Source organism: Kitasatospora sp. NPDC006697 (genome assembly GCF_042869935.1).
Classification (GTDB): domain Bacteria; phylum Actinomycetota; class Actinomycetes; order Streptomycetales; family Streptomycetaceae; genus Kitasatospora.
The window spans coordinates 333,586-347,278 of the sequence record NZ_JBIAGU010000001.1 but is presented as its reverse complement, the minus strand read 5'-3'; the positions used below and the strand labels follow the sequence as shown (position 1 = coordinate 347,278).

The 13,693-nt window shown below is 71.5% G+C and carries 12 protein-coding genes; 9 read left to right on the top strand and 3 right to left on the bottom strand.

The annotated features are described in order from the left end of the window. Window positions 1-32 precede the first annotated feature (32 nt). The gene (locus tag ACFYNO_RS01520) at window positions 33-2,426 is read left to right on the top strand and encodes a Tex family protein (protein WP_388003369.1); all 2,394 of its coding nucleotides are present in this window, start codon (window positions 33-35) and stop codon (window positions 2,424-2,426) included. A 24-nt stretch (window positions 2,427-2,450) separates the two neighbouring features. Here the strand turns inward: ACFYNO_RS01520 and ACFYNO_RS01515 are convergent, their stop codons facing one another. Beyond that, window positions 2,451-3,032 (bottom strand): NUDIX domain-containing protein, encoded by a 582-nt coding sequence (locus ACFYNO_RS01515; protein ID WP_388003366.1) that lies wholly within the window; start codon window positions 3,030-3,032, stop codon window positions 2,451-2,453. A gap of 124 nt (window positions 3,033-3,156) precedes the next feature. On the opposite strand from ACFYNO_RS01515, the gene ACFYNO_RS01510 reads away from it, so the two are divergent. The 8 genes from ACFYNO_RS01510 (at window position 3,157) to ACFYNO_RS01475 (ending at window position 12,350) form a co-directional block, all read left to right on the top strand. Beyond that, window positions 3,157-4,227 (top strand): type III polyketide synthase, encoded by a 1,071-nt coding sequence (locus ACFYNO_RS01510; protein ID WP_388003363.1) that lies wholly within the window; start codon window positions 3,157-3,159, stop codon window positions 4,225-4,227. An 11-nt stretch (window positions 4,228-4,238) separates the two neighbouring features. Continuing rightward, window positions 4,239-5,432, top strand: a complete 1,194-nt coding sequence (locus ACFYNO_RS01505; protein WP_388003360.1) for a cytochrome P450 — start codon at window positions 4,239-4,241, stop codon at window positions 5,430-5,432. Next, window positions 5,426-5,953 (top strand): cupin domain-containing protein, encoded by a 528-nt coding sequence (locus ACFYNO_RS01500; protein WP_388004293.1) that lies wholly within the window; start codon window positions 5,426-5,428, stop codon window positions 5,951-5,953. Before ACFYNO_RS01505 ends, ACFYNO_RS01500 begins: the two co-directional genes overlap by 7 nt. Before the next feature lie 120 nt (window positions 5,954-6,073). Then, entirely contained in the window at window positions 6,074-6,421 is a 348-nt protein-coding gene (locus ACFYNO_RS01495) for an SseB family protein (protein WP_388003357.1), read from the top strand. After that, a complete protein-coding gene (locus ACFYNO_RS01490) occupies window positions 6,414-7,052 on the top strand; it encodes a hypothetical protein (RefSeq protein ID WP_388003354.1) in 639 nt (212 codons plus the stop codon). Before ACFYNO_RS01495 ends, ACFYNO_RS01490 begins: the two co-directional genes overlap by 8 nt. Before the next feature lies 1 nt (window position 7,053). Then, entirely contained in the window at window positions 7,054-8,898 is a 1,845-nt protein-coding gene (locus ACFYNO_RS01485; protein WP_388003351.1) for a putative T7SS-secreted protein, read from the top strand. A gap of 826 nt (window positions 8,899-9,724) precedes the next feature. Next, complete coding sequence (locus tag ACFYNO_RS01480) at window positions 9,725-10,636, top strand: GNAT family N-acetyltransferase (protein WP_388003348.1); 912 nt, start codon at window positions 9,725-9,727, stop codon at window positions 10,634-10,636. Window positions 10,637-10,715: 79 nt separating this feature from the next. After that, complete coding sequence (locus tag ACFYNO_RS01475; RefSeq protein ID WP_388003345.1) at window positions 10,716-12,350, top strand: acyl-CoA dehydrogenase family protein; 1,635 nt, start codon at window positions 10,716-10,718, stop codon at window positions 12,348-12,350. A 19-nt stretch (window positions 12,351-12,369) separates the two neighbouring features. Here the strand turns inward: ACFYNO_RS01475 and ACFYNO_RS01470 are convergent, their stop codons facing one another. Together ACFYNO_RS01470 and ACFYNO_RS01465 are read right to left on the bottom strand one after the other, a co-directional pair. Then, window positions 12,370-12,969, bottom strand: a complete 600-nt coding sequence (locus tag ACFYNO_RS01470; RefSeq protein WP_388003342.1) for a GNAT family N-acetyltransferase — start codon at window positions 12,967-12,969, stop codon at window positions 12,370-12,372. A gap of 67 nt (window positions 12,970-13,036) precedes the next feature. Next, entirely contained in the window at window positions 13,037-13,690 is a 654-nt protein-coding gene (locus ACFYNO_RS01465; RefSeq protein ID WP_388003339.1) for a nitroreductase family protein, read from the bottom strand. Window positions 13,691-13,693 lie beyond the last annotated feature (3 nt).

The following is a 13,693-nucleotide window of genomic DNA, read 5'->3' as shown; positions in this document are numbered from 1 at the left end:
GCAGGGCAACTCTGGAGAAGGTGACCGGCTTCGTGACCACGCCAGCCGAAACAGCAGTCGGGCGACGGATCGCCGAGGAACTCGGAGTTCGGGAGGGCCAGGTGAGGGCGGCGGTCGAGCTGCTGGACGGCGGCGCGACCGTCCCGTTCATCGCCCGCTACCGCAAGGAGGTCACCGGGGAGCTGGACGACGCCCAACTGCGCACCCTGGAGGAGCGGCTGCGCTACCTGCGCGAGCTGGAGGAGCGCCGGGCCGCGGTGCTGGAGTCGATCGACTCCCAGGGCAAGCTGGACGACGCGCTGCGCGCCCAGGTGCTGGCGGCCGACTCCAAGGCCCGGCTGGAGGACATCTACCTGCCCTTCAAGCCCAAGCGCCGGACCAAGGCGCAGGCCGCCCGCGAGGCCGGCCTGGAGCCGTTGGCCGACACCCTGCTGGCCGACCCCTCGCAGGACCCGGCCGCGCTGGCCGCGGGCTACGTCAACGAGCAGGTGGCGGACGGCGCGGCCGCGCTGGACGGCGCCCGGTCGATCCTGGTCGAGCGGTTCGCCGAGGACGCCGACCTGATCGGCTCGCTGCGCGAGCGGATGTGGACCCGCGGCCGGCTGGTCGCCAGGGTCCGCGACGGCAAGGAGCAGGACGGCGCCAAGTTCGCCGACTACTTCGACTTCGCCGAGCCCTTCACCAAGCTCCCCTCGCACCGCATCCTGGCGATGCTGCGCGGCGAGAAGGAGGAGGTGCTGGACCTGGACCTCTCGCCCTACGAGGGCGAGCAGGACGGCGACCTGCCCGAGGAGCGCGACTACGAGCAGCGGATCGCCGCCCGGTTCGGGGTGGCCGACCACGGCCGGCCCGCCGACAAGTGGCTCGGCGACACGGTGCGCTGGGCCTGGCGCACCCGCATCCTGGTCCGGCTCGGCCTGGACCTGCGCGGCCGGCTGCGGCAGGAGGCGGAGGACGAGGCCGTCAAGGTCTTCGCCGCCAACCTGCGCGACCTGCTGCTCGCCGCCCCGGCCGGCACCCGGGCCACCATGGGCCTGGACCCGGGCTTCCGCACCGGCGTCAAGGTCGCGGTGGTGGACGCCACCGGCAAGGTGGTCGCGCACGACACCATCTACCCGCACCAGCCCGCCAACAAGTGGGACGCGGCGCTCGCCACCCTGGCCAAGCTGGCCAAGGCGCACGACGTGCAGCTGGTGGCGATCGGCAACGGCACCGCCTCCCGGGAGACCGACAAGCTCGCCGAGGACCTGATCAAGCGCCACCCGGAGCTGACGCTGACCAAGGCGATGGTCTCCGAGGCCGGCGCCTCGGTCTACTCCGCCTCGGCCTTCGCCTCCCAGGAGCTGCCGGAACTCAACGTCTCGATCCGCGGCGCGGTCTCGATCGCCCGCCGGCTGCAGGACCCGCTGGCCGAGCTGGTGAAGATCGACCCCAAGTCGATCGGGGTCGGCCAGTACCAGCACGACCTGAGCGAGGTGAAGCTCTCCCGCTCGCTGGACGCGGTGGTCGAGGACTGCGTGAACGCCGTCGGCGTGGACGTCAACACCGCCTCCGCGCCGCTGCTCACCCGGGTCTCCGGGGTGACGGCGACGCTGGCCGACAACATCGTGGCGCACCGCGACGCCAACGGCCCGTTCCGCACCCGCAAGTCGCTCAAGGACGTGGCCCGGCTCGGGCCGAAGGCCTTCGAGCAGTGCGCGGGCTTCCTGCGGATCCAGGGCGGCGACGACCCGCTGGACTCCTCCGCCGTGCACCCCGAGGCGTACCCGGTGGTGCGGCGGATCCTGGCGAAGACCGGCGGCTCGGTGGGCGAGCTGATCGGCAACGGCGCGGTGCTGCGCGGGCTGCGGCCGAGCGAGTTCGCCGACGACACCTTCGGCGTGCCGACCGTCACCGACATCCTGGGCGAGCTGGACAAGCCCGGCCGCGACCCGCGCCCGGCGTTCCGCACCGCCACCTTCAAGGAGGGCGTGGACACCATCGGCGACCTGGTGGTCGGGATGGTGCTGGAGGGCGTGGTGACCAATGTGGCCGCGTTCGGCGCCTTCGTCGACGTGGGCGTGCACCAGGACGGGCTGGTGCATGTGTCGGCGCTCTCGGCGAAGTTCGTCAAGGACCCGCGCGAGGTGGTCAAGCCCGGTGACGTGGTGACCTGCAAGGTCGTCTCGGTCGACGTCCAGCGCAAGCGGATCGGGCTGACGCTGCGGCTGGACGACGAGGCTGCGCCGGCGCCGCGCGGCGGGCGGTCCTCGGACCGTGGTGAGCGCGGCGACCGGGGTGACCGCGGTGACCGCGCTGACCGCGGCGGGGCCCGCCCGCCGCGGCAGGACCGGCGCGGCAGCGGGGGTTCGTCCTCGTCCGCTCCCGCGCCGATCGGCAACAGCGCGATGGCGGACGCGCTGCGGCGGGCCGGGCTCGGGCGCTGACGCGTTGACCTTCCGCGGGGGCCGTCAGGCCCCCGCGGAACGGCTCTGTGCCCGCAACTCCGCTGCCAGCCGGATCAGTTCGGCCCGCCACGGCTCGTGGCCGAAGAGCCCCGCGGCCTCCTCGGCCGGCAGCGCCGCCACCCGCACCACCTGCTCCCCGTCCTCCGGGTTGAGCGGCTCGCCGTCCACCACCACCTCGCCCCAACCCCAGAGCCAGGCCTTCTCCGGGTGCGGCTGCCACGGACGGTAGGGCTCGGGCCGGTCGGTCACGCCCAGGTGCGCGCCGATCCAGGCCGGCTCGCCGACCAGCCGGGCGCCCGCCTCCTCGCGCAGCTCGCGGACCAGGCAGTCCAGCACGCTCTCGTCCTGCTCGCGGGTGCCGCCGGGCAGGAACCAGAGACCGCGCTCGTCCTCGCAGACCACTACCAGGCCGTCGGCCGTGAACCCGATCAGGTGAATGTTGCTGATCAGCCGGTCCGGCGGAAGGGTGAGGGCGAACCGGGCGTCGATGCCGCCCCACTCCCAGCGCTGCGGGGCGAACAGGGCCGGATAGCGGGCCGAGGGGCCGTCTTCGGGCGGGCTGGCGAGATCGGGGCTACTGGTCATCGGATGATCCTAGTCGGCTCTTCCCGCGCGCCGCCGTCGACTACTGACCGTATGCACACCGTATGGTACTGATGATGCGTCAGTTGAATGTGTGTCAGGTGTCCAGTCCAGGGAGGCAGAAGACGTGGCAGTGCTCTGCAGGCCGGCGACCGAGGTCCCGGAACACGTCATCACGATGGATGACACCCTGGCGATCGCCCGTGACCTGCACCGCGACCACCCGGACCTGGACCTGGTGCTGCGGCTGATCAGCCACACCGGGGTGCGCAAGCGGCACCTGATCCAGCCGATCGAGCAGACCCTGCAGCACCCGGGGTTCGAGAGCCGCAACCAGCGGTTCTTCGCGGAGGCGCAGAAGCGGGTCCCGGGGGTCGTCCGACAGGCGCTGGACCACGCCGGGCTGACGGTGGACGAGATCGACCTGATCGTCTTCGTCTCCTGCACCGGCTTCAGCATGCCCTCGCCGACGGCCTGGCTGATCAACGAGATGGGCTTCCGCTCGCAGACCCGGCAGCTGCCGATCGCCCAACTCGGCTGCGCGGCGGGTGGCGCGGCCGTCAACCGGGCGCACGACTTCTGCCTCGCCTACCCGGACCGCAACGCGCTGGTGGTGGCCTGCGAGTTCTGCTCGCTCTGCTACCAGCCGACCGACCTCGGGGTCGGACAGCTGCTCTCCAACGGGCTGTTCGGCGACGCGGTGGCGGCGGCGGTGGTGCGCGGGGACGACGACGCCTACGGCGTGCGGCTGGAGCGCAACGGCTCCTACCTGATCCCGCACACCGAGGACTGGATCTCCTACGCGGTGCGCTCCACCGGCTTCCACTTCCAGCTGGACAAGCGGGTGCCGGGCACCATGGAGCCGCTGGCGCCGGTGCTGGAGGCGCTGGCCGAGGAGCACCAGTGGAAGGCCGCCAACCTGGACTTCTACGTGATCCACGCGGGCGGGCCGCGGATCCTGGACGACCTCGGGCGGTTCCTCCAGGTGCCCGCCGACGCCTTCCGGCACAGCCGGGCCACCCTCACCGAGTACGGCAACATCGCCAGCGCGGTGGTGCTGGACGCGCTGGGCCGGCTCTTCGAGGAGGGCAGCGCGATCGACCAGCAGCGCGGCATCCTGGCCGGCTTCGGGCCCGGCATCACCGCCGAGGTCGCGCTCGGCACCTGGACCGACCGCCGCCGCGAGCGGCTGAGCTGAGGGGGGAACCGATGGCCGAGGACGCCGTCTTCTGGACCGTGGACGCGCTGGACGAGCTCGCCTTCGACCCGGTGATGGCCGAGGCGGTGCTGCGGCCCGCCCTCGGCCGGGTCCGGCTGCCGCACGGCGAGGGCGAGGCCTGGCTGGCGGGCAAGTACGCGGACGTCACCAAGGTCACCTCGGACGCGCGGTTCAGCCGCGCGCTGCTGCTGCAGCAGGACGTCACGCGGCTGGCCGCCAACCCGATCCCGCTGGAGGACGCCGTCGGCTTCGCCGACCCGCCGGAGCACACCCGGCTGCGGCGGGCCGCCTCGCGGGCGTTCATGCCGCGCAAGATCGAGGAACGCCGCCCGTACGCGGAGCAGTTGGCCGGGCGCCTGATCGACGGAATGCTCGAGCGCGGCGCGCCCGGCGACCTGATGGCCGACTACTACGACCAGTTCGCGCTGCACGGCATGAGCGAGCTGATGGGCATCCCGGAGCCGGACCGGGCGCAGTTCGCGGCGTGGACGAAGCAGATCATCACGGCGAAGCAGGACCCGGCGGTGAGCGAGCGGGCGAAGCACGAACTGGGAAGCTACCTGGACGGGTTGGCGGAGCAGCGGCTCGCCGAGCCGCGGGACGATCTGCTCACCCACCTGCTGGAGGGCGAGAAGGCGGGCGAGCTGACACGGCAGCAGCTGGTCGCCTTCGCCGAGTTGATGCAGATCAGCGGGGTCAACTCGGTGCGGCTGAACAGCGGGCAGATCGGCTACGTCCTGCTGAGCCGCCCGGAGCTGTGGCAGCGGCTGCTCGACGAGCCGGAGCTCCTGCCGCAGGCGGTGGAGGAACTGCTGCGCTGGGTGCCGCACCGGAACGCGACGGGGCAGGCGCGGATCGCGGTGGAGGACGCCGAGTTGGGCGGCGCGCTGATCAGGGAGGGGCAGGCGGTGCACTCGTCCTACCTGGCCGCCAACCGCGACCCGGAGGTCTTCGAGCGGCCGGAGGAGATCGACTTCGACCGTGCGCCGAACCCGCACCTGGCGTTCGGCCACGGCCCGCACTACTGCGTGGGCGCGACCTTCGCGCGGATGGAGACGCAGGTGATGCTGCGGACGCTGCTCCTGCGCCTGCCGGATCTGGCGTTGGCCGTTCCTCCCGAGGAAGTGCAGTGGCGGGTGGGCGAGTTGATCCGCGGACCGCGGGCGCTGCCGGTGAACTGGTGAGCGGCCTGGTACTGCCGCCGGGCGGGGGGCGCACGCTCGTCGGCCCGGCCCAGCACGTGACGTTCAAGATCACGGGGGAGCGCTCGAAGGTGGGCTCCCTCTTCGAGGTCGTGGTTCCCGTCGGCTTCGACGTCGGCGCCCACCGCCACACCCGCAGCGAGGAGTTCTTCTACGTGCTGGAGGGCGAGGTCGACATGTTCGCCTTCGAGCCCGAGGTGCGGACGGCGGGCGGCTGGCAGGAGTGGCGCTCGGCGGACGGCGACGCGGTGCGCAGGGGCACTCCGGGTTCGCTGATCCACATCCCCGCCGGCGTACCGCACGGCTTCGCCAACGCGGGCGCTACGCCGGCGCGGATGCTCTTCCAGGCCGCGCCGCCGCCGGACCACGAGCGGTACTTCGAGGAACTGCTGGAGCTGCTCGCCGACGGTGCGCCGCCGGAGGGCGCGGTGGACGAGCTGCGGCGGCGCTGGGACATCGAGCAACTGACGCCGCTGAAGCCGGGCTTGCCGCTACCGGGATAGTGCTCTGTTTCATTGCTCCCGGGTTGTCATGCGAACCACGGGTGGTCACGTCATTACGGGCTGATAGTGTGCCAAGTGTTCGATTGATCGCCGAGCGTGACTGGGGGGCGGATGTCGGGGGTGGGGCTCGCACAGCGTCTGGTCGAGCTGCATGCGGAGCGGATTGACAGCGCCAGGGTCCTGATGGATTTCCGCCGCAGCGCGGTGCTGGTGCCGATGCAGGATGGCGAACCGCTGGCGGGGGAGTTCGGCGGGATCGAGTGGCTGTTCGCCTTCTCAGGGGTCGAGGCGCTCGACCGGTACGTCCAGACGCGCGGATTGATCGCCGAGGTCCCGTACCTGACGGTCTACGGGTGGCGGTTGCTGGATGTCGCGGTGCCGGCGCTGGGTGTGCCGGCGGGGGTCGCGGTGGACGTGGCGGGTCCGGCTCCGTTCCTGGTGCCGCCGGCGGGGGTGGACCGTGGCTGACTCCTACGAGGTGGACCCGAACGCGCTGAACGACACCGCGAAGGGGATCAAGGAGGCGATAGCCGAGCTGCAGAAGCTCGGCTTCAGCGAGGGCGGCGAGGTCGGGCGCGGCTTCTCCGACATCGCGCTGACGGGGATGCAGGTCGGCAACGGCGACCTTCAGGGTGCGCTGGACGCGTTCTGCGAGCGGTGGGGCTGGGGGGTGCGGCGCCTGGTGCACGACGGGAACGACATCGCTCTGAAGCTGGGCCTGTCGGCGGGCATGTACTACGACCAGGAGCAGTACGTCTCCGGCGCGGCCAAGGACGTGGCGAACGCCGCACTGATGGGCAATCCGAATCTGACCCAGAAGCAGATCGAGGGCCAGTCCTGGAACACGGTCGCGTCGGACAACCTCGTCACGGAGGTGCAGAACGCGGACTACTCGGGGAAGTCGTTCGACCAGGCGATGCTGGACAGCCGGGCGGCCTGGGACTCGACGGGCGCGGACATCCTCACCAGCGATCCGCGGCAGAAGCTGCTCGACGCGGTGACCGGCCAGGGCCCGGCGAACGCGGCCGAGGCGGACCGGCTGAAGGCCGAGGCCGAGCAACTGCGGGCGCGGGCTCAGGCCATGGGGGGACAGGGCTGACATGGGCTTCCTCGACTCGGTCGGCAACGGCCTCGAAGGCCTCTACAAGGACGGGAAGAAGGCGGTTGGAAAGGCCGTCGACCAGAACCTCCACGAGGTGGGCGGCGCGCTGGATTTCGTGGGCCTGCACGGGGCGGCGCGGTCGGTGGACAAGTTCGGCGACAAGGTCGCCGACAACCTCGGTGCCCAGGTCGGCGAGATGCAGCTCGGCGACTCCGACGACCCGAAGGACCTGGTACACGGCGACGCCAAGGCGATCGACGCAGCCGCCAAGCACCTGCAGACCTTCCACGACGCTTTCGAGTCCACCGGGAGCGGGCTGCGCGCGCTGGATTCCGACCACTGGAAGGGGCAGGCGGCCGATGCGTTCCGGGCCAAGTTCGCTCCCCACCCGGCGCAGTGGCTGACGGCGGCCGACGCCTGCGGCACGGCGGCGACGGCATTGGAGCAGTATTCGCAGACCGTCACCTGGGCGCAGAGCCAGGCGAAGCAGGCCATCGACGCCTACAACGCGGCCAAGAAGGCCCATGACGACGCACAGAACGCCTACAACACGACGGTCGACACCTACAACACTGCGCTTTTCCAGTGGAACAACAACCCGAACCCGGGGCCGAAGCCGGCTGATCCAGGTGATTTCAAGGACCCGAGTGCCGATCAGCTACGCCATGCCCACGACCTGCTGAACGGTGCCCGGACGGCTCGCGACGCGGCCGCCAAGGCCGCGGCCCAGGCGCTCAGGACGGCCACCGACGCGGCCCCGGCAGAGCCGAGCTTCACTGAGCGGATGAAGCTGGACGCCGTCGACATCGGCGAGGGCGGCATGGACGGCGCCGTGCATCTTTACGGCGGTGTCTTCAAGGGCGCGGCCGGCATCGTCGACTTCGCCCGCGGCCTCAACCCGATGGACCCGTACAACCTCACTCACCCCGCCCTCTACCTCGACCACGTCAACCAGGTCGCCGCAGGCCTGGTCACGACCGCCAACCACCCCACCCAGCTGCTCTCCTCACTGGTCGGTTCGGGTTGGGGCTCCGACCCGTTCGAGGCCACAGGCAAGCTCATTCCCAACCTCGCACTCGGGATCGCCACTGACGGTGCCGGAGACGCGGCGGTTGCCGCCGACACGGCGAGCACTTCAGCCGAGAGAACGGTGATCCAGGGAGCGGAGGATGCGAAAGGAGGCTTTCCGCTCGCAACTGACGACTTCGACCGCCTTACTCCAGAGCAGCAGATGGCGGCTGCCAGATCGGAAATCTCGCCAGGTGCGAGGACATTCGAAACGGATGCCGAGGCGGCGCAGTACGGGGCTGACTATTGGAACGCCTATGCCCAGAACATGCCGAAATCGCTGAGGGACTCGGTCTTCGACTACACCAGTGAGCCTCCGCTGGATAGGCCGCCACCACCGGACTCGCCCACCTATGTGGAGATCAACGGATTCCTGCGGAGCGGAGATGGCAGCACGCCAGATATCCTGCAGCACATCAACGACATAGACGCGGCATTGGGAGGCCGTCCGGTACCCGAGGACGTTCTCATTGCCCGGGGAACGGGGATCGACCACCTTGGCGTGGAGCCGTATGATATGCCGGGGCAGGTCTTCAATGAGCCGTCCTATACATCATCATCGCTCGGGGGGCCGACTTCCGGATTCGCGGGCAAGCCTGCCGTGTTGCACTTGAGAGTGCCTGCGGGGACGCCGGCTGTATGGGTGGAGAAGGTATCGGCGTTCGGGGGCGCCGAGCGTGAGCTGCTGCTGGGCCGAGGGATTTCCTGGCAGGCGACCAGGGTCGTTAATATTAACGGGCAGTGGCAGATCTTTGGAACAGTCCTGCCGAGATAGAAAGGAGGCCGCTCGATGGGGAATGGATGGGACAGTCCTCGGCTCAATGAGGATCTGACGTTCAGGCTTGTATCGGATGGTCCGACCAGTTATGCATATCGGACCGACGGGCCGATTGAATACGTTTCTGTTGCGAGGGACGACCTCGGGATCGTCGGATATCTATGGGCATCCGACGCCGATGACGCGGCAGGGTGGATTGCCCGCGCGGCGGCAGGTGATGTCGGAGCCAATGCCGGCACGATCTGGCACCGCGACCTGCGCGAGGCGAAGGCGCGGGGGATCGAACCGTCCCGCGCATTGGCCGAGTGCGCCGCGCTCCCCAAGGGAACATATGCAAGTTGGGTCGTCCCAGGGTCGTGGGCCCGCGCTGACAGCCTTTCGGCCCTGAAGGAGCTTGCCAGTGAGGGCTACACTCCCCCGCCTCGCTCCGAGTCGCCGCGGCGCACCCAACGTGGCGGGTGATGCTTCGAGATGACTCGTCGCAGCTCAGGCCTTGGTTCTCGCGGAACACCGCGTCGCGAACGGTCTGGGCGATCTCGGGCGGGGTCAGCGAGGAACGCATCGCCCACGGCAGCTCGGCACGCGCCGTTGGAGCCTCCGGGGCGCCGCTGACGACGGGGATGAGATCCAGGTCGGAGATGATCCGCCCATCCTCTCCGGTACGGAAGTCGCCCCTGGCCAGCGAACCGGACAACGCCACGGACATGCCGGAGACCGGACCGAACTCCACGCGAAGCCGTTGAACAGCAGTTTGAAGCGGGCGGGGTTCCCGGGCGGCAGAAACCGATTGCCCGTCATCGGCTCCGCGGAGTAGGCAGTGGTGATGCTCTTCCGTATCGCCGAACAGGCCGACCTCGACCATCTGCTCCCGCTGCTCGCCGCCGACCCCGGCAGCAACACCGTCACGCCCGACAGCTATCTCAGCAAGCTGGCGGCCGGGCAGTACGCCCTTGACCGCACCTGGCTCGCCGTCGATGCCGACGGCCGGGTGCGGGCCGCTGCGGTGTGGTGGGGAGACGGCGTCCCGCGGGCGTTGGACGGGGTGTTCGGCGGGGACGAGGCAGTCGCCGCCGAGCTGCTGCGCACCGCGCACCGGGAGTTCGGGTGCGCGCCGGAGTTCCACATCTTCCTGCCCGCGGACTGGCGGGAGCGGGCGGACGTGCGGGCAGCGCTGGACTGGCGGGTGCGGGCGGCCGAGGCGGCCGGGCTGACGGCGGAGCTGGAGCGGCTGCGGTTCGAGTGGCGGGCCGAGCGCGACCCGGTGCCGGCGGCCGGCACTCTGGGCTACCGCGCGGAGCCCGATGACGCGGTGTTCGCGGGGCTGTTCACGCGGGTCCTCGAAGGCACTCTGGACCACGGTTCGGCGGCCGGCGCCGCACGGCAGGGGGCCGAGCAGCAGGCCTGGGAGGAGGTCGAGTTCTACCGTGACCGGATGCTCGGTGAGCGGTCCTGGTGGCGGGTGGCGCACAGCGGCGACGGCACGCCGGTCGGGTTCGCGATTCCCTCGCGCAATCCCGGGGCGTTCGTCGTCGGCTACCTCGGCGTGCTGCCCGAGTTCCGGGGGCGCGGATACGCGGCCCAGCTCCTCGGGGAGATCACCCGGATCCTCCACTCCGAGGCCGGGGCCGCCGAGATCCGGGCCGACACCGACCGGGGGAACCACCCGATGGCCACGGCCTTCCGGCGGGCCGGGTACCGGGACGGGCAGCGGCGGCTGGTGCTCTCCGCGGGTTGACGGCCCGTCGGCCCTCCCCAAGCGACCCCGGATGAGGCAGTCTGGTGCCGTCGGAGTACTCGCGAGTAGGAGTCAGGCCGTGCCGCACACCCACGAGGTCGTCAACCAGGTCCCGCCGCCGTACGGTCACGATGTGGCCGAGGACCCGGCGATGCTCGCCGCCGTGCGGCGGGCGGGGGCCGTGTGGGCGCTGTCCGAGGTGCACGAGTTGGGGCGGTTGGCGGGCACGCCGGAGGCGGCCGAGTGGGGGCGGCTGGCGAACGAGAACGAGCCGGTGCTGCGGACCCACGACCGGTACGGGCACCGGGTCGACGAGGTGGAGTTCCACCCGGCCTGGCACCAGCTGATGGGCATCGCCGTCGAGCACGGCCTGCACGCCGCGCCCTGGCGGGACACCCGGCCCGGGGCGCACACCGCCCGGGCCGCCAAGTTCTACGTGTGGAGCCAGGTGGAGGCGGGCCACGGCTGCCCGATCTCGATGACGTACGCCGCCGTGCCCGCGCTGCGCGCCAACCCCGAGCTGGCCGCCCGGCTGGAGCCGCTGCTGGCCTCGCCGGTCTACGAGTTCGGGCTGCGCGAGCCGCACGGCAAGCGCGGGCTGATCGCGGGGATGTCGATGACCGAGAAGCAGGGCGGCTCGGACGTGCGGGCCAACAGCACGGTGGCGCTGCCGGCCGGGGACGGGACCTACCACCTGACCGGGCACAAGTGGTTCACCTCCGCCCCGATGTCCGACGTCTTCCTCACGCTCGCGCAGGCGCCCGGCGGGCTGAGCTGCTTCCTGCTGCCCCGGGTGCTGCCGGACGGGACGCGCAACGCGCTGCGGATCCAGCGGCTCAAGGACAAGCTGGGCAACCGCTCCAACGCCTCCGCCGAGCTGGAGTACGAGGAGGCGGTGGGCTGGCTGGTCGGTGAGGAGGGCCGCGGGGTGCGGACCATCATCGAGATGGTCAACATGACCCGCCTGGACTGCACCCTCGGCGCCGCCGCCGGCATGCGGGTGGCCGCGCAGCGGGCCGTGCAGCACGCGACGTACCGCAAGGCGTTCGGCACCGAGCTGATCCACCAGCCGCTGATGCGCAACGTGCTGGCCGACCTGGCGCTGGAGTCGGAGGCGGCGACCACGGTGGCGCTGCGGCTGGCCGAGGCCACCGACCGCTCGCTGGCCGGGGAGGCGGAGGAGTCGGCGTTCCGGCGGCTGGCGCTGGCCGTCACCAAGTACTGGGTCTGCAAGCGCGGCCCGGCGCACGCGGCCGAGGCGCTGGAGTGCCTGGGCGGCAACGGCTACGTGGAGGAGTCCGGCATGCCCCGGATCTACCGCGAGGCCCCGCTGGTCTCGATCTGGGAGGGCTCGGGCAACGTGGCCGCGCTGGACGCGCTGCGCGCCATGGCCCGCAGCCCCGAGTCGGTGGAGGCGTTCTTCGCCGAGCTGGGCGCGGCCGCCGGGGCCGACCGCCACCTGGACGCGGCCGTCGCCGACCTGCGCAAGCAGCTCGGCGACCAGGCCGAGCTGGAGTACCGCACCCGCCGGGTGGTGGAGGCGATGGCGGTGGCGCTGCAGGCCTCGCTCCTGGTGCGGTACGCCGAGCCGGCGGTGGCGGACGCGTTCTGCGTCTCCCGGCTCGGCGGCGACCGCGGGGCGGCCTTCGGCACCCTGCCGCCCGGGGTCGACACCGAGGCGCTGATCTCCCGGGCGGCGCCGGTTCCGGCGTGAGGCGGCGGCCTCGAGGAAGTCAGCAGCCGGCCTGCTCGGTGATCCAGATCAGCTTCTTCCCGGTCGCGGCCGGGGTGTCGATCGGCTGCCGGTCGATCCGGTCCAGCCGGTAGCCGAGCTTGCGCGGCACCGCGGCGCTGGCCGCGTTGGCCTGGTCGCAGTGGATCTCGACCCGCTCGATGTCGGACAGGGCGAGCGCGGCCCGGGTCAGCGCGGCGGCGCCGTTGGTGGCCAGCGAGCGGCCGGTGTGCTCCCGGTCCACCCAGTAGCCGATCTCCAGCGCGCCCGGACCGATCCTGCGGTGCAGGCCGAACATGCCGAGCACGCTGTCCGGCCGGCCGGCCCGCTCGAGCACGTACATGAAGTCGGTGCCGGCCTCCCAGAGCTGCCAGCCGACCCTGGTCATCTCCGCGGTGTGCGCCGGGGTCGGTGAGGAGGCCGCCCAGGCCATCCACGGGCGCAGGTGGTCGATGTTGCGGACGATCGCCTGGTTCACCGGGTCCGCGTCGGCCGTGGTGCGGCGACGGAGGACGAAGCCGCCCGGCAGGTCCAGCAGCTCGGGCGGGCGCGGCGCGGTCGACGGCGCGGCGGTGGCGGCGCCATCCTGGGTGTCGTTCATGTCAAGCATGATGACAGCCGTCCGGCGCCGCCGACCAGGGGATTCCTTCGTGGCCGTGCGGTCCGGATCAGAGCCGGACCAGCACCTCGTCCAGCTCCTTGCGGTGCAGGTCCGGCACCCGGGCGTGCTCGGCCGGGTAGCCGACCGGGATCACGTAGGCGGCGCGCTCCTCCTGGGGGCGCTCGCAGACCTCGTTGAGGAACTTCATCGGGCTGGGGGTGTGGGTCAGGGTGGCCAGCCCGGCCTGGTGCAGGGTGGCCAGCAGCAGGCCGACCGCGATGCCCACCGACTCCTTGGTGTAGTAGGGCCGCGGGGTGTCCGGGCCCTTGTGCACCTCGAAGACCACGATCACCGCGGGCGCGTCCTCCAGGAACGGCTTCTGCCAGTCGGTGCCGATCGGGGCCAGCGCGGCCAGCCACTCGGCGGAGGCGCGGTGGTCGTAGAACTCGCGCTCCTCGGCCTCGGCGGCCTCGCGCAGCCGGCGCTTGCGCTCCGGGTCGGTGATCACCACGAACCGCCAGGGCTGCACGTGGGCGCCGCTGGGCGCGGTGGCGGCGGTGCGGATCGCCCACTCCAGCACGCCTTCGGGCAGCGGGCGGGTGTCGTAGTCGCGGACGGTGCGGCGCTGGGCCATCACCTGGTGGAAGCTCCGGGCGCGGTCCTCGGCCTCGTGGGCCGGGACCGCCATCGGGCTGAGCGGGACGGTCGGGTAGGTCGTCATACG